The following is a 15292-nucleotide window of genomic DNA, read 5'->3' as shown; positions in this document are numbered from 1 at the left end:
GAGATCACTACGGGGTGAGATCCAGCATGTCGCAAGGAAGCATGGACGGTTCGGAGGCGAACGGCTCCGGAAAGCACCGCGGACCCTCGGCGCCCACGGAGGACACCACGTCCTCTCCGCACGGCCGCCACCGCCGCGATCCGGAAGCGCACTGACGGACGGACCGGCCCCGGGAGATCCCGGGGCCGGTCCGTCCTGCCCCACCCGGGGCGGTGGCCGCACCGTGCCGCCACCCCGACCCGCCCGGCCGCGCGTCGGCACCCGGCGCCGGGACAAGGCGGCCGCGCCCGGACGCTCAGTCCTTCCTCAGGCCCAGGACCTCCGCCGCCGCGAAGGTCTCCCCGGGAGGCCGCCCCGCGTAGTGCGGTGACAGCAACGCGTCCAGTTCCTCGTAGGTGAAGACGTCCTTCGCCGTGTCGAACTTGGCCGCCACCTTCGGCCGGTCCACGACCGCCACCATGCCGCCGTGGACGACGAGCAGTTGGCCGTTCACCCCGGCTGCCGCGGGCGACGCCAGGTACCCCACCAGGGGTGCCACGTGTTCCGGCGACAGCGGGTCCCGCTCCCCCTCCGCGGCCGGCTCCGCGAAGCCCGCGAAGACGTCCTCCGTCATCCGGGTCCGTGCCCGCGGGCAGATCGCGTTCGCCGTGACGCCGTACTTCGCCAGCGCCAGCGCCGTCGAGGTCGTCAGGCCCACGATCCCGCCCTTGGCCGCCGCGTAGTTCGGCTGACCCGCCGAGCCGGCCAGGAACGCCTCCGATGACGTGTTGACGATCCGGCCGTACACCCCGGACCCTCCCGTCTTCGCGCGCCCGCGCCAGTGCGCCGCCGCGAAGTGCGTGGTGGCGAAGTGGCCTTTGAGGTGGACGCGGACGACCGAGTCCCACTCGTCCTCGCTCATCGAGAAGACCATCCGGTCCCGCAGGATGCCCGCGTTGTTGACCAGGATGTCGAGCTTCCCGAACGTGCTCACCGCCAGGCCGACCAGGCCGCGCGCGGTCTCGAAGTCGGCGACGTCGCCGAGGTGCGCGACCGCCCGACCGCCCGTCGCGCGGATCTCCTCCGCGACCCCCTCGGCCGGTGCGGCCGAGGCCGCCCCGGAGCCGTCGCGCCCCGGCCGCCCGTAGTCGTTCACGACGACCGCGGCGCCGAGCCGGGCCAGCTCCAGGGCCTCCGCCCGGCCCAGGCCCCGGCCGGCGCCGGTGACGATCGCGCTCATTCCCTCCAGCGGGAGTGCCATCTCGCGGTGTCCTCTCGGATCTCGATGCGGTGCGCGGCGTGACGCAGACCTCGACGCGGGTGCGCGGGGTGGGGCTCAGACCTCGATGCAGGTGCGCAGGGCGACGCCCGTACGCATCTGCTCCAGCGCCTCGTTGATCCCCGACAGCGGCACCCGATGGGTGATCAGCGACTCCAGGTCGATCCGGCCGGCCCGCCACAGGGCGATGGTCCGCTCGTACGAACGCAGCACGTCGCCGCCGCCGTACATCGACGGCAGGATGCGCTTCTCGTCGAAGAAGAGCTCGAACATGCTCAGCCGGAGGTGGTCGTCGAGCGCTCCCGCCCCGACCACGCACAGTGTGCCGCCGCGCCGGGTCGCCTCGTACGCGGTCCGCGCGGTGGCGGATCTCCCGACCACCTCGAAGACGTAGTCGAAGCCCTCGCCGGACGTGATCCGCTGCTTGGCGTCGGCGAGCCCGTCCGGCGCCACCGCCTCCGAAGCGCCGAAGCGCAGGGCGGCCTCGCGGCGCGACTCGACCGGGTCGACGGCGACGATCCGGGCCGCCCCCCGGAGCCTGGCCCCCTGGATGGCGGAGATGCCGACGCCGCCGCATCCGATGACGGCGACCGACGAACCGGCCTCCACCTGAGCCGTGTTGACGGCCGCGCCGAGACCGGTGGTCACTCCGCAGCCGATCAGCGCTGCGATGTCGAAGGGCACGTCGTCGGGGATCGGGACGGCGCACCCCGCGTCGACGACGACCTCCTCCGCGAAGGTGCCGGTCCCGGCGAAGCCGAACACGTCGCCGCCGGAACGCCTGAAGTTGGGGGTCCCCGCGTTCATGAACCCGGCCAGGCACAGGTGCGTCTGGCCGCGCCGACAGGCGGGACAGGTCCGGCAGGCGGGCAGCCAGCAGAGCAGGACCCGCCCGCCCTCGGTCAGCCCGGTGACGCCGTCGCCGATGTCGACGATCTCGCCCGCCCCCTCATGACCGGGGACGAAGGGTGCCGGCTGCGGAAGCACCCCGCTCATGGCGGAGACGTCGGAGTGACACAGTCCGGTCGCCCGGACCCGGACCTTCACCTTGCCGGGGCCGAAGCCCACCGCCTCGACGTCGTCGAGCACCTCGAGTTTCTCCTGGCCGATCTCGTGCAGTACGGCTGCGCGCATGGTGTGGCTCCCTCCGGGATGGGGCTACGAGTGTTCGACGAGCGTGTCGGCGAGGACCGGGGCGTCGTCGCGCTCCACGGCCGTCACCGTCACCTGGACGCGGCCGTCCCCGGTCCACATCCGGACGCGCAGGGTCTCGCCCGGGTAGACGACGCCCGTGAAGCGTGTGCGGTAGGAGCGGACCCGGGTGACATCGCCGCCGAGGACGGTGTCCACCACGGCTTTGAGGGTCATGCCGTACGAGCAGAGCCCGTGGAGGATCGGCCGCTCGAAACCGGCCGCCCTGGCGAACTCCGGATCGGCGTGCAGCGGGTTCCGGTCGCCGGAGAGGCGGTAGAGCAGCGCCTGGTCCTCACGGACGGCCCGCTCCACGGTGCACTCCGGCTCACGGGCGGGAGGGTAGAGCCGGTCGGAGGGGCCGCGGTCGCCGCCCCAGCCGCCCTCGCCGCGGACGAAGATCCGGGCGTCGCCGGTCCACAGCGGGCCGTCGTCGTCGGCGGTGTCGGAACGCAGGACGAGCACGGCGGCCTTGCCCTTGTCGTACACGGCGGCGACCCGGGAGGTGGTGACGGCGCGGCCCTCGACGGGGATCGGGCGATGCAGGGTGACGCTCTGGCCGCCGTGCAGCACGGCGGCGAGGTCCACGTCGATCCCGGGTGCGGAGAGCCCGCCGAGGGCGGCCATGCCGGCACCGGCGACGGTGGCGAAGCTGGGCAGGACGTGGAGCCTGGACTCGAGGGTGTAGCGGAGCTCGTCGGGGTCCGTGGCGGGCGCGCCCGCTCCGAGGCCGAGGTGGTAGAGCTGGACGTCCTTGCGGGTCCAGCCGATCTCGGCGCTGCGGGGCTCGGCGGCGACGGCCTTGGCGGCATCTATGGGCATCGGGACGCTGCTCCTTGAGGATCCGGGAGGAACCGTGAAGAGGGAAGGACCCCGGTGCGGCCGTCCGCACCGTCGGCCGCACCGAGGCCGTGCGGGACCGGCCCCAAACGCGCCGTTCTAGAACGCGTTCTAGGTCGGTGATCCTCATGTATAGCCGAGGCGCCGATGGTTGTGAACCCTCCTGACGACATGTCAGAACCAGTGTGGCCGGGAGCGGTCTCACCACCCGGGACATCTGTCACGGCCGGGTCGGTACCTGTGCGCCTGCCGCCGTGGGCGCCGCGCTCCGTAGCCTCGTGGCCATGAGGAACGAGACCGCTGTCGCCTTCGAAGGCGTCGTGAAGAGTTTTGGGGAGGTCCGCGCCGTCGACGGTGTCGACCTCGCCGTCCGCCAGGGCGAGACCGTCGCCCTGCTCGGCCGCAATGGTGCCGGGAAATCCACCACGGTCGGCCTGCTCCTCGGCCTGGACGAGCCCGACGCGGGCCGGGTACGGCTTTTCGGCGAGGCCCCCGCCCGCGCCGTGGAGGCGGGCCGGGTCGGCGCGATGCTCCAGGAGGGCCGGCCGGTCCCCCGTGTGACGGTCGGCGAGCTCGTCGCCTTCGTCTCGCGCACGTATCCGGCACCGATGCCCGTCGCCGAGGCCCTGGGGGCGGCCGGCCTCGCCGACCTGGCCGGGCGTCGCGTCGACCGCCTGTCCGGCGGGCAGGTCCAGCGCGTGCACTTCGCCCTCGCGCTCGTCGGCAGACCCGAACTGATCGTCCTGGACGAGCCGACCGCCGCCCTGGACGTCGAGGCCCGCCACGCCTTCTGGGACTCGATGCGCGGTTACGCGCGGCTCGGCAACACCGTCCTCTTCTCCACGCACTACCTGGAGGAGGCCGACGCCCACGCCGACCGGATCGTCGTCATCGAATCCGGCCGGATCGTCGCCGACGGCACGAGCGAGGAACTCAAGCGCGCGGCGGGCGGCAGCCTCGTCTCCTTCGACCTGGCCGGAGGCCCCACCGAGGACCTCGCGCTCCTGCCGGGCGTCACCTCCGTGGAGATCCGCGGCGACCGCGCCCGGCTACGGACCGAGGACTCCGACGCCACCGTCGTCGCCCTGGCCGCCCGCGACGCGATCCGCGGCCTCGAAGTGGCCCCCGTCTCCCTGGACGACGCCTTCCTCACCCTGACCCTCGCCCCCGGCCACACCACCCCGGAGAACGCCCGATGATCACCGAGTACGTCCGGCTCGAGGTCCGCCGCACCCTGCGCGACACCGGATTCGTGGTCTTCGGGATCGGCATGCCCGTCCTGATGTACCTCCTGTTCACCAACCTCGGTACCGACGCGCCGGAATGGAAGACCGCGGCCATGGTGGGCATGGCCGCCTACGGAGCGCTAGGCGCCGCCCTCTCCGTCGGCACCGGCGTCGCCGAGGACAAGTCGATCGGCTGGCTGCGCCGGCTGCGGGTCACCCCGATGACCCCGCGCCAGGTGGTCACCGGGCGCGCCCTGACCGGCTCGGTGATCGTGCTGCCCTCGATCACCGCAGTCCTGCTCGCCGGGGCGCTCGTCAACGGCGTACACATGGCGGCCTGGCAGTGGGCGGCGGTCGCCGTCGCCCTGTGGATCGGCGCGTTTCCGTTCACCCTGCTCGGCATCGGCAACGGCTACCGGTTCTCCGTCCAGACGACCGGCGTCGTCAACTTGGCCTGCAACCTGGGCCTGGCCGTCGTCGGTGGCCTGTGGTTCCCGGTCGCGCTGTTCCCCGACTGGCTGCGCGCCCTGTCCGCGTACACCCCGACCCACCGCTTCGCCGAACTGGGCCGGGCGGTGACCGAGGGGAGGACCCCCGACGCCACGACGATCACGGTGATCGCCGTCTGGGCGCTGCTGCTCGGCACCTACGCGGTCGCCTCGTATCGCCGCGCCGGCAGAACGGCATGAGGGGAGCGGCCATGCGGGGCCCGAAGGGGTGGCGGGAACGCGGCCGGAGAGCGAAGGCGGCGGCCGGGCGGGCGGACGGACCGGAGACCACGGAGGGGAGCACGGCCCGAGGGCGACGGAGCCGAACGACCAGGGGTGCCGACGGGAGACGGCGGAACTGCCCGCGGACCCTGGGCGACACCTCCAGCCAGTGCCGCGGCAGGCCGCCTACGCCCTGTCGCGACGCCCGGCACGGCGACTCACGTGCCCGCGGCGGCGCCGCGTCGGACGCGGGGCCGGGCCGGTTCCCGCCGGACGCGGCCTGCGGCCGGTTCCGGACATTCTGGCGAAGTGGACCGCACCACATTCCGCGCCCCGGCCCGAAAGATCGTCCCGGGGAGGGCCGTCCTCGCGGCGGAGCCTTCCGCTCCGAGCCCATTTCCCCCCCGCGCACGGCAAGATCAACCTCGTTCAACTTTACACATTTCGCGGCAGGTTGTCCGCTTCGCGACCAACCACGGGGCGGTGATTTCCGGCACGCCGGGACCCCCGGGTACGGATGTTCTGCCGGGGGCATATGACCAACCCCCGGTCGCACAGACCACCAAGGGGATTCCATGTCCAGCATCACCCGCCGCAAGGCCCTGGGCGTCGCCGCCGGCGCCGCGGGCGCCGCCGTCGGCCTCGTCCTGGCCTCTCCGGCCCGCGCCACAGCCCCCCGCACCGCCGATCGGGCGGCCGAACCCGTCCCGGAGTCCTTCGACGAGGCGTACCTGGGCCGCCGCATCACGGGCGGCCCCGCGCACGGCGGACATCACGGGGGGCACCACGGCGGCGGCTACACCGTCACGATCGACGGCGAGGAACTGCATGTGATGCGGAACGCCGACGGCACCTGGATCAGCGTGATCTCCCACTACGAGCCCGTCGCCACGCCCAGGGCGGCGGCCCGCGCCGCGGTCCGCGAACTCCAGGGCGCCCCGCTCGTACAGCTCGCCCTCGCCTGATCCGACCCAGGAGCCACACCCTCATGACCGTACGCAAGAGCCAGGCCGCCCTCACCTCCGAGGAGAAGCGGCGCTTCGTCGACGCGCTGCTCGAACTGAAGCGCACCGGGCGCTACGACACCTTCGTCACCACGCACAACGCCTTCATCATGAGCGACACCGACCACGGCGAGCGCGTCGGCCACCGCTCACCGTCCTTCCTGCCCTGGCATCGGCGCTTCCTCATAGAGTTCGAGCGGGCGCTCCAGTCCGTCGACCCCACCGTCAGCCTGCCGTACTGGGACTGGACGGCCGACCGCACCACCCGTTCCTCCCTCTGGGCGGCCGATTTCCTCGGCGGCACCGGTCGCGCCCGCGACGGCCGGGTGACCGACGGCCCGTTCGCACGCGACTCCGGCCGCTGGACCATCAACGTCCGCGTCGACGGCCGCGACTACCTCCGCCGCCACCTGGGCGCCGGAGGCCGGCAGCTGCCCACGCGCGCCGAGGTGGACTCCGTCCTGGCGATGGAGACCTACGACATGGCGCCCTGGAACAGCTCGTCCGACGGTTTCCGCAATCACCTGGAGGGGTGGCGCGGCGTGAACCTCCACAACCGCGTCCACGTCTGGGTCGGCGGCCAGATGGCGACCGGCGTATCCCCCAACGACCCGGTCTTCTGGATGCACCACGCCTTCGTCGACAAGCTGTGGGCGGAGTGGCAGGCCCGCCATCCCCGCTCCCCCTACCTGCCCGCATCGGGCACCCCGGACGTCATCGACCTGCACGACACGATGCGTCCCTGGTACGACGTGGCCCCCGCCGACCTGCTCGACCACACGCCCCACTACAGCTTCGACACGGCAGCCTGACGGGGCCGGGGGCGGCCGGCGGGGGCGTGTCGGGGGACGCGAGGTCGCGGGCCGCGCCGCCGGTCATGCATGCGGTCACCTCGGGGACGGACAGGTGAGTCGGTACGGTCACGACATCGGCCATGGCGAACTCCCCGATCACCGGGCGCGGGCCCATCGGTTCGGGGAGCGGCCACTCCAGGGTGGGCGGCGCGTCGAAGAGGCGCCCCCACCCTCCGCCCGCGTAGCGCAGGACCGATTCCTCCCTGGCCTTCCTCGCATCACTCACCCCGTCCGGCGACCAGCCGGGCGGGTCCCGCGTGTCCGGAGCCTTCCGGGCGCGCCGCGACAGGCGAGCAGCCCTACGCTGTTCTCCGTGGACGAGATGCCGCGGGACCACCGACCCCTCGGGCGTACGAGAGTCCTCCTCGCCGAGGACCAGGGCGTGATGCGGGGCGCGCTCGCGCTGCTGCTGGGCATGGAGCCGGACATCGAGGTGGTGTCGCAGGTCGGCCGGGGTGACGAGATCGTGGCCGCGGCGCTGGTCAGCCGTCCCGAGGTGGCGCTCCTGGACATCGAGCTCCCGGGCCGGTCGGGACTGGACGCGGCGGCGGACCTGCGTGCCGAGGTCCCCGACTGCCGGGTCCTGATCCTCACGACCTTCGGCCGCCCCGGCTATCTGCGCCGCGCGATGGAAGCCGGGGCGGCGGGCTTCCTGGTGAAGGACGGCCCGGTGGAGGAGCTCGCGGAGGCGGTCCGCCGGGTCCTGCGCGGCGAGACGGTCATCGACCCGGCTCTCGCGGCGGCGGCGCTCAGCGCGGGCCCGAACCCGTTGACGGCCCGTGAACGGGACGCCCTGGGTGCGGCGGTGGGCGGTGCGACGATCGCGGACATCGCGGCGACGCTGCGCCTGTCGGAGCCGACGGTACGCAACTACCTCTCGTCGGCGATCGGCAAGACGGGCACACGCAACAGGATGGAAGCGGTCCGGGCGGCCCGTCGCCAGGGGTGGCTCTAGGACGTGTTGCGGAAGTAGCTCCGTCCGCCCGGAGAGCGGGGCCCGCGGCGCCTGGTGCGTGCCGATCGCGCGACGGAGGATCATCCTCGTACCGGGCGTACCCGGATGACTCCGACAACGCGGCGAGCGTGCGTGCCAGGCGTCACGGGCGCCAGGAGGGACTCCCGCGACACGTCCTGGCCGGGCCGGCCAGGGGGCCCGTCGCCCACGGCCTGACGCCACGGGCGGTCAGGCCGCGGGGGCGGGCACCGGCGCCCTCTCCGGCTTCGGCAGGCAGAACAGCATGAACAGCGCTGCGGCCAGCAGGACCCCCGCCCCCGTCCGGAACACCAGGGCATACCCCTCGGTGAGGGCCCGGGGGCTGGTCACGCCCCCCGTCCTGGCCGCCGCGACCGTGGCCAGGACCGCGAGGCCCAGCGCGCCGCCCATCGTGCGGGAGGTGTTGACCAGGCCGGACACGAGGCCCGCCTCGCCGGGTGCCGCGCTCGACGTGGCGAGGGTGGCCAGCGGTGTGGACAGCAGTCCGATGCCGGTCATCATCAGGATCCCGGGCCCCAGGATGATCCCCAGGAACGTGCCGTCGGCGGTCATCGTCGACTGCCAGCCGAATCCGGCCGCGGCCACCACAGCGCCGATCACGGCCAGGTTCCGCGCGCCCGTCGCCGGCATCAGACGGGGCGCCAGCTTCGAGCCGACGATGACGCTGACCGAGCTGGGAACCAGCGCCAGGCCGGCCTGGAGCGGGGTGTACCCCAGGATGTTCTGCGCGTACACCGTCATGAAGAACCACGTCGAGAACGAGGCCGAACCACACAGCATGATGGCCACGTTGGCCGCCGACACGGCCCGCGAGCGGAAGACCCGCAGCGGCACCAACGGCGCCGTCGCGCGTGCCTCGACGGCGAGGAACACCCCGAGCAGGGCGAGTCCGCCGAGCAGGGGGACGCATGTCTCCGCGGCGCCCCAACCTGCCTCCTCGGTCTGCACGACGCCGTACGCGACGGCGGCCAGCCCGCCGGTGACCAGGACCGCACCCGGCAGATCGAGCCGTCGGCCCGTCGCGGTCCGGCTCTCGCGCAGCCACAACGAGGCACCGGCGAGGATGAGGACTCCGACCGGAACGTTGATCAGCAGGACCCAGCGCCAGGACAGGTCCACCAGGACCCCGCCGACCAACCCGCCCGCCGCGCCGCCGGCCGCGCCGACCGCCGTCCAGGTGCCGATGACACGCGTCCGGGCGGGCCCCGCCGGGACGGCGGAGGTCACGATGGTGAGTGTCGCGGGAGCCAGGATCGCGGCGCCCAGGCCCTGCGCGGCGCGCCCGGCGACCAGCTGCCGGCCTTCCTGCGCGAGGCCGCCGACCACGGACGCGACGATGAAGAGCCCGAGCCCCAGGAGGAACATCCGCTTCCGGCCGAACAGGTCGGCCGCCCGCCCGCCGAGCGGCATGAAGCCGGCGAAGGCGATCGCGTACGCGCTCAGCACCCACTGGAGCCCGACGGCCGACAGACCGAGATCGGTCCGCATCGACGGAAGGGCCACATTGACCACGGACACGTCGAGGACGACGAGGAACTGTCCCGCGCACGCGGCGAGTACGACCGGCCAGATACGCGGGGAAGGACCCGGGGACGCGGACTGCTCGGCGACGGACTCGGGGTGGACCATGCCTGTCATGCTGGCAGAACGCCCGTGGCCCGTACATGCGGATATCGGCGGAGGGGCCGGGACCGCGGTCCTACGCCCCGCGCAGCAGGGTGACCACGGCCGCCCCGCCGAGCCCGATGTTGTGCGCGAGCCCGACCCGCGCTCCCGGCACCTGCCGGGCGCCCGCCTCGCCGCGTAGCTGCCAGACCAGTTCGGCCGTCTGCGCGAGGCCGGTGGCACCCAGCGGGTGGCCCTTGGAGATCAGCCCGCCCGAGGGGTTCACCACCCACTGCCCGCCATGGGTCGTCGCGCCCGATTCGACGAGCTTGCCGGACGCGCCGTCCTCGCACATCCCGAGCGCCTCGTAGGTCAACAGTTCGTTGACCGAGAAGCAGTCGTGGAGTTCCACGACGTCGACGTCCTCGATGCCGAGCCCCGACGTCTCGTACACCCGCCGGGCCGCGGCCCGGGACATCGGCCGGCCGACCGCGTCGATGCAGGAGCCCGACGCGAACGACTCCTCCGTGTCCGTCGTCATCGCCTGCGCGAGGATCTCGACAGCCCGGTCGTGCAGCCCGTGCTCCACCACGAACCGCTCGGAGACGACGACCGCGGCGGCGGCCCCGTCCGAGGTCGGCGAGCACTGGAGCCTGGTCAACGGCCGGTGGACGGTCTTGGAGGCGAGGATCTCGTCGACCGTGTAGACGTCCCGGAACTGGGCGTTCGGGTTGTCCGCCGAGTGGCGGTGGTTCTTGGCGCCGACGGCGGCGAACTGCGCCGGGGTCGTCCCGTACCGGTCCATGTGCTCGCGGGCCGCGTTGCCGAAGAGCTGCGCGGTGGGCGGGGACGTCGCGAAGCCGTGGCCCGCGGCCATGATCCCGTAGTGCCGGGCCACCGGCGAGCTCGTGAGGTCGCCGCCGTCGGCGCCCGCTCCGAGCGCGCCGCGCGTCATCTTCTCGAAGCCGAGGGCGAGGACGCAGTCGGACATCCCGCCCTGCACGAACTGCCGGGCCATCATCAGCGCCGTCGAGGCGGTCGCGCAGTTGTTGTTGACGTTGTAGACGGGGACCCCGGAGAGTCCCAGCTCGTACGCGGCGCGCTGACCGGCCGTCGACGCCTGGAAGCAGTAGCCGACCGGCACCTGTTCCACTCGCGCGTAGCCGACACCGGCGTCGGCGAGCGCCGCCGTCCCGGCTTCCCTCGCCATGTCCCAGTACCGCCAGTCGCGGGTCTCGGGCTTCTCGAACCTCGTCATCCCGACACCGACGACGTACGCCTTGGCCATTTTCCGTTCCTCTCAGTCCCGCGGCAGGCCGAGCAGGCGCTCGGCGACGACGTTGAGCTGAACCTGCGTGGTGCCGCCCGCGATGGTCAGGCAGCGGGACATCAGCAGCCCGTGCACGGCCCGCTCGCCCGCTCCCTCCCGCACGGCTCCCTCCGGGCCCAGCAGTTCGAGGGTGAGTTCGGCGACCTTCTGCTGGTGGACGGTCTGCACGAGCTTGCGGACGCTCGCTCCCGCCCCCGGTTCCAGGCCCGAGACCTGGAGCATCGTCGTGCGCAGCCCCATGCAGGCGAGCGCGTGGGCCTCGGCGGCGAGCGCGCCGATCCGGGCCCGTACGGCCGTGTCGGCGTCGCCGGCACGGCCGATCAGGGCCTCCAGTCCGCTGTCGAAGGCGACCTGGTCGGCCATGTGGACGCGCTCGTTGCCGAGGGTGTCGCGGGCGACGCGCCAGCCGTCGTGTACGGCGCCGACGACGGCGTCGGCGGGCAGAAGCACGTCGTCGAAGTACACCTCGTTGAAGAGCGTGTCGCCGGTGATCTCCTTCAGCGGCCGGATGTCGATCCCCGCCGTGTTCCTCATGTCGACGAGGAAGTAGGTGAGTCCCCGGTGCCGGGGGGCCTCGGGGTCGGTGCGGGCGAGCAGGATGCCGAAGTCTGCCGACCGCGCGGCGCTCGTCCACACCTTCTGCCCGTTGATCACCCAGCCACCGTCGGTGCGCTCGGCCCGGGTGCGCAGCGCGGCCAGGTCGGAGCCGGCGTCCGGCTCGGAGAACAGCTGGCACCACAGCCGGTCCCCGCGGAGAGTGGGACCGAGATGGCGGGCCTGCTGCTCGGGCGTGCCGTGGGCGAGGAGGGAGGGGACGACCCAGGCCGCGATCCCGAGTCCGGCGAGCGTGATGCCCTGGTCGTCGAGTTCCCGCTGGACGGCGAGCTGCCGGAGGGGGCCGGCGCCGAGTCCGTACGGCGGCGGAAGGTGCGGGGCGGCGTAGCCGGTGGGGGCGAGGACGCGGCGCGCGGCGCGGGGGTCGAGACCGACGGCGGGCGCCACGGCCTCGCGGGCGGCGGCACGGAACGCGTCGGCTTCCGGGGGCAGTTCGAGGCGCAGTGCGCGCCGGGCGCCGTCGGAGGCGAGGCGGACGGCGTGGACGCGGTGGGTGTCGCCGGGCCCCAGGAGCTGCCGGGCGACGAGAGCCCGGCGCAGGTGGAGGTGCGCGTCGTGTTCCCAGGTGAAGCCGATGCCGCCGAGGATCTGGATGCAGTCCTTGGCGCAGTCGTAGGCGGCGTCGAGAGCGGTCGCGGCGGCGAGTGCCGCGGTCAGCGACCGGGCCCGCGCCGGACCGGCTCCGGCCGCGCGGGCGGCGTCCCAGGTCAGGGCGCGGGCCCGCTCGACCCGGACGAGCATGTCGGCGCAGAGGTGTTTGATCCCCTGGAACCGTCCGATGGGTCGCCCGAACTGTTCGCGGACCTTCGCGTACGCGGCCGCCGTCTCCAGTGCCCGCGCGGCGGTCCCGCAGGCTTCGGCCGCGTAGAGCACGGCGGCGAGGTCCCGTACGAGGGTGGATTCGACGGGGAGGAGCCGGTGGGCGGGTATGTGGACCCCGGCGGCGGTGACCTCGGCGGTGGGGCGGGTGGGGTCGGCGCTCTCCTGCGTCCGTACGGCGAGGTCCGCGGCGTCGGCCGCCAGCCAGACGGTGCCCTGGGCGGTGGTGGCGGCGAGCAGGATCAGGTCGGCCTGTCCGCCCGCGAGGACGGGGGGCGCGGTGCCGTCCAGCAGGAGGCCGTGGTCGGTGGCGACGGCCGTGAGGGTCCCGGCTCCCAGGGCCACGGCCGCGATCCGGGAGCCGTCGGCGAGCGCGGCGGTGAGGCGCGCGGCCTCACCGGCCCCGGCCTCGGTGGCGGAGGCCGTGTCGGCGGTGGGGTCCACCGCGGGGCGGAGGCGCTGGTCTGCGACGCGCCGCAGGATCTCGGCGGCGAGGGTGGTGGGGAGGCAGGGTCCCGGCAGCAGTGCCCGGCCGGTCTCCTCCAGGACGACGGCCAGGTCGACGAGGTCACCCGCCCCTCCGCCGTACTCCTCGGGGAGGTGGACGCCGAGCAGCCCTTGCCCGGCGGCGGCGTCCCAGTGGACGGGGCGGCCGATCGTGGCGCCGGGGACGTCGAGGTGCTTGCGCACCTCTTCGGGAGGCACCGTGCGGGCGAGCCAGCCGCGCACGGACCTGGCCAGCTCCCGCTGTTCCTGTGTGATGGCGATGCCCATGCGCGGCAGAGTAGAACACGTTTCATTCTGACGGAAGGTCAGGAGCGTGTGGAACGACACCGGGGCCGCCCGCGGTCGGCGTCGATGTCCGCGCCCGCCGCCCCCGATACGGAGAGGCACGACGACCAACCGGTCCGCCGGTCGGACCGTCGGGTGAGGGCACGCCATGGACACCTGGGACATCCCACCCGCGCACGTGCCGGGGACAGGGGCGCCCCGTGAGGTCCGCGTGTCCGCGCGGGCCGACCTTAGGGCACGATGGGCGCTCGCACGTCTACCCGCCAGTAGGAGGACCGATGCCCGCTCCGGAGATTCTCTCCGCCTTCGAGGCCGCCAAGGGCTTCATGCCCGTGCAGGAAGGGCTCGCCCTCCACGAGGCCGCCACCGAGGCGGCGAAGCTCGGCCTGCCGCTCCTGGAGGTCGGCACCTACTGCGGGCGCTCCACGATCCTGCTGGCGGACGTGGCCAGGAACGCGGGGACGGTCGTGGTGACCGTGGACCACCACCGGGGCAGCGAGGAGCAGCAGCCCGGATGGGAGTACCACGACGAGACGGTCGTGGACCCGGAGGTGGGGCTGATGGACACCCTGCCGACGTTCCGCCGGACGCTGCGCAAGGCGGGCCTGGAGGAGTACGTGATCGCGGTCGTCGGGCGTTCGCCGCAGGTGGCGAAGGTGTGGTCCGGCGAGCTCGGCTTCGTCTTCGTCGACGGCGGCCACACGGACGAGCACGCGACGGCGGACTACGAGGGCTGGGCGCCGAAGGTCGCCGTGGGCGGCCTCCTGGTGATCCACGACGTCTTCCCGAACCCGGAGGACGGCGGCCAGGCGCCGTACCGGATCTACCGCCGGGCGCTGGAGTCGGGCGCCTTCGCGGAGACCGGGGTGACCGACTCGCTGCGGGTCCTGCGCCGACGGGTGTGAAGCCGGACGGCCGGGGCCCGGCGGGGTTGCCCGGCCCCCACCGCCGTGACGCGCGGGCCGGGGCGGATCGGCGTACGCCCTTCCACGCCCGGCCCGCACGCGTCGGGCCGTACGGCGGACCGGCGGACCCGAGCGGCGGGCCTCACGCGGCCGGCGCGGTCTCACACTAGAGTCGCGGGGTGCCGTACGACCGCCGGAAGATCCTCACCCCCGTCCTCACCCTGCTCGGCTGCGTCCTCGCAGGCGTCACCCTCACGGGCTGCGGTGGAGCAGCCGAGAGCGCGACGGGCGCACCGGGCGCCAACGCGTCCGCCGGGGCGCCGCGCACCGCCGACCCCGCTCCGACCCCCTCCGGAGCGGCGGGCACGGGGGGTACGGCCGGCGATGGCGGCGACGCCCTCCCCCTCGACGGCCGGACCGTCGTCATCGACCCCGGACACAATCCCGGCAATGTCCAGCACGTACGGGAGATCAACCAGAAGGTCGACATCGGGACGAACCGCAAGGAATGCGATACCACCGGCACGTCCACGAACGCGGGCTACACCGAGGCCGCGTTCACCCTGGACGTCTCCCGGCGACTGCGCGAGCTCCTGACGGCGCTGGGTGCGAAGACCGTCCTCACCCATGACGCCGACCGGCCCTTCGGCCCGTGCATCGACGAGCGCGCCCGGATCGGCAACGCGGCGCGCGCCGACGCGGTCGTGTCCGTCCACGCCGACGGCTCCGCGGCCGGGAACCGCGGATTCCATGTGATTCTTCCCGCACGCGTCCACGCCGGAGGCGCCGACACCGCCCAGATCGTCGGCCCGTCACGGTCCCTCGGCGAGGACATCGCCACGCACTTCGCGCGAGCGACGCACACCTCACCGTCCAACTACATCGGCTCCGGTACCGGATTGGACGTCCGCGACGATCTCGGCGGGCTCAATCTCTCAACCGTCCCCAAGGTCTTCGTCGAATGCGGCAATATGCGTGACCCGAAGGATTCCGCGCTCCTGACCGACGCGTCGTGGCGTCAGAAGGCGGCCCAGGGGATCGCGGACGGCATCAGGACCTACCTCGAGGGGTAGAACCGGCGGGCGATAGATTCGCTCCGTACGATGGGGCCGCCCCCGTGCCTTGCGCCACCCCGACGAGACGACCCGA

Annotated in this window: 13 protein-coding genes and 1 pseudogene; 7 read left to right on the top strand and 7 right to left on the bottom strand. The window is 73.4% G+C overall.

Annotation, left to right across the window (positions count from 1 at the left end; genetic code table 11):
* Positions 1-295: 295 nt before the first annotated feature.
* From OG393_RS23730 to OG393_RS23720, 3 genes are all read right to left on the bottom strand, one after another.
* Positions 296-1240: a 3-oxoacyl-ACP reductase gene (locus tag OG393_RS23730; protein ID WP_327376710.1), complete on the bottom strand. Its 945-nt coding sequence runs from the start codon at positions 1238-1240 to the stop codon at positions 296-298.
* Between the two features lie 75 nt (positions 1241-1315).
* Positions 1316-2392: a Zn-dependent alcohol dehydrogenase gene (locus tag OG393_RS23725; RefSeq protein ID WP_327376709.1), complete on the bottom strand. Its 1077-nt coding sequence runs from the start codon at positions 2390-2392 to the stop codon at positions 1316-1318.
* Positions 2393-2416: 24 nt separating this feature from the next.
* Entirely contained in the window at positions 2417-3271 is an 855-nt protein-coding gene (locus tag OG393_RS23720) for a MaoC/PaaZ C-terminal domain-containing protein (RefSeq protein ID WP_327376708.1), read from the bottom strand.
* 302 nt (positions 3272-3573) lie between these two features.
* Between OG393_RS23720 and OG393_RS23715 the strand changes: the two genes are divergently transcribed.
* The 4 genes from OG393_RS23715 (at position 3574) to melC2 (ending at position 7041) form a co-directional block, all read left to right on the top strand.
* Positions 3574-4488: an ABC transporter ATP-binding protein gene (locus OG393_RS23715; protein ID WP_327376707.1), complete on the top strand. Its 915-nt coding sequence runs from the start codon at positions 3574-3576 to the stop codon at positions 4486-4488.
* Positions 4485-5204 (top strand): ABC transporter permease, encoded by a 720-nt coding sequence (locus OG393_RS23710; protein ID WP_442817353.1) that lies wholly within the window; start codon positions 4485-4487, stop codon positions 5202-5204. The genes OG393_RS23715 and OG393_RS23710 overlap by 4 nt, the downstream gene beginning before the upstream one ends.
* Positions 5205-5800: 596 nt before the next feature.
* Positions 5801-6190, top strand: a complete 390-nt coding sequence (melC1, locus tag OG393_RS23705) for an apotyrosinase chaperone MelC1 (RefSeq protein ID WP_327376706.1) — start codon at positions 5801-5803, stop codon at positions 6188-6190.
* Between the two features lie 23 nt (positions 6191-6213).
* A complete protein-coding gene (gene melC2 / locus OG393_RS23700) occupies positions 6214-7041 on the top strand; it encodes a tyrosinase MelC2 (protein WP_327376705.1) in 828 nt (275 codons plus the stop codon).
* Positions 7042-7051: 10 nt separating this feature from the next.
* Here melC2 and OG393_RS23695 read toward each other — a convergent pair.
* A pseudogene (locus tag OG393_RS23695) lies at positions 7052-7240 on the bottom strand (saccharopine dehydrogenase); the annotation flags it as partial.
* Positions 7241-7405: 165 nt separating this feature from the next.
* Between OG393_RS23695 and OG393_RS23690 the strand changes: the two are divergent.
* Positions 7406-8038, top strand: coding sequence for a response regulator transcription factor (locus OG393_RS23690; protein ID WP_327378523.1), 633 nt, complete (start codon positions 7406-7408; stop codon positions 8036-8038).
* 228 nt (positions 8039-8266) lie between these two features.
* Here OG393_RS23690 and OG393_RS23685 read toward each other — a convergent pair whose 3' ends face one another.
* The 3 genes from OG393_RS23685 to OG393_RS23675 all read right to left on the bottom strand — a co-directional run bounded on the left by OG393_RS23685 (position 8267) and on the right by OG393_RS23675 (position 13220).
* Entirely contained in the window at positions 8267-9706 is a 1440-nt protein-coding gene (locus tag OG393_RS23685) for an MFS transporter (protein WP_442817352.1), read from the bottom strand.
* A 70-nt stretch (positions 9707-9776) separates the two neighbouring features.
* Positions 9777-10970 (bottom strand): lipid-transfer protein, encoded by a 1194-nt coding sequence (locus OG393_RS23680; protein ID WP_327376703.1) that lies wholly within the window; start codon positions 10968-10970, stop codon positions 9777-9779.
* Positions 10971-10982: 12 nt separating this feature from the next.
* Positions 10983-13220, bottom strand: coding sequence for an acyl-CoA dehydrogenase (locus OG393_RS23675; protein WP_327376702.1), 2238 nt, complete (start codon positions 13218-13220; stop codon positions 10983-10985).
* Between the two features lie 296 nt (positions 13221-13516).
* Here OG393_RS23675 and OG393_RS23670 point away from each other — a divergent pair, with 296 nt between their 5' ends.
* Both OG393_RS23670 and OG393_RS23665 read left to right on the top strand, forming a co-directional pair.
* A complete protein-coding gene (locus OG393_RS23670) occupies positions 13517-14143 on the top strand; it encodes a class I SAM-dependent methyltransferase (RefSeq protein ID WP_327376701.1) in 627 nt (208 codons plus the stop codon).
* Between the two features lie 179 nt (positions 14144-14322).
* Positions 14323-15216: an N-acetylmuramoyl-L-alanine amidase gene (locus OG393_RS23665; RefSeq protein WP_442817351.1), complete on the top strand. Its 894-nt coding sequence runs from the start codon at positions 14323-14325 to the stop codon at positions 15214-15216.
* The last annotated feature ends 76 nt before the right edge of the window (positions 15217-15292 follow it).

The sequence above is a fragment of the Streptomyces sp. NBC_01216 genome, assembly GCF_035994945.1.
Lineage (GTDB): Bacteria > Actinomycetota > Actinomycetes > Streptomycetales > Streptomycetaceae > Streptomyces.
Note: the sequence above shows the minus strand (reverse complement) of the source record. Positions and strands in the feature narration are given on the sequence as shown.

Bases quoted from the DNA above. Each gene is read 5' to 3' on its own strand.
- OG393_RS23725 (WP_327376709.1), bottom strand. From the start codon at position 2,392: ATGCGCGCAGCCGTACTGCACGAGATCGGCCAGGAGAAACTCGAGGTG.
- OG393_RS23670 (WP_327376701.1), top strand. From the start codon at position 13,517: ATGCCCGCTCCGGAGATTCTCTCCGCCTTCGAGGCCGCCAAGGGCTTC.
- melC2 (WP_327376705.1), top strand. From the start codon at position 6,214: ATGACCGTACGCAAGAGCCAGGCCGCCCTCACCTCCGAGGAGAAGCGG.
- OG393_RS23720 (WP_327376708.1), bottom strand. From the start codon at position 3,271: ATGCCCATAGATGCCGCCAAGGCCGTCGCCGCCGAGCCCCGCAGCGCC.
- melC1 (WP_327376706.1), top strand. From the start codon at position 5,801: ATGTCCAGCATCACCCGCCGCAAGGCCCTGGGCGTCGCCGCCGGCGCC.
- OG393_RS23710 (WP_442817353.1), top strand. From the start codon at position 4,485: ATGATCACCGAGTACGTCCGGCTCGAGGTCCGCCGCACCCTGCGCGAC.
- OG393_RS23675 (WP_327376702.1), bottom strand. From the start codon at position 13,220: ATGGGCATCGCCATCACACAGGAACAGCGGGAGCTGGCCAGGTCCGTG.
- OG393_RS23680 (WP_327376703.1), bottom strand. From the start codon at position 10,970: ATGGCCAAGGCGTACGTCGTCGGTGTCGGGATGACGAGGTTCGAGAAG.
- OG393_RS23715 (WP_327376707.1), top strand. From the start codon at position 3,574: ATGAGGAACGAGACCGCTGTCGCCTTCGAAGGCGTCGTGAAGAGTTTT.
- OG393_RS23690 (WP_327378523.1), top strand. From the start codon at position 7,406: ATGCCGCGGGACCACCGACCCCTCGGGCGTACGAGAGTCCTCCTCGCC.
- OG393_RS23730 (WP_327376710.1), bottom strand. From the start codon at position 1,240: ATGGCACTCCCGCTGGAGGGAATGAGCGCGATCGTCACCGGCGCCGGC.
- OG393_RS23685 (WP_442817352.1), bottom strand. From the start codon at position 9,706: ATGGTCCACCCCGAGTCCGTCGCCGAGCAGTCCGCGTCCCCGGGTCCT.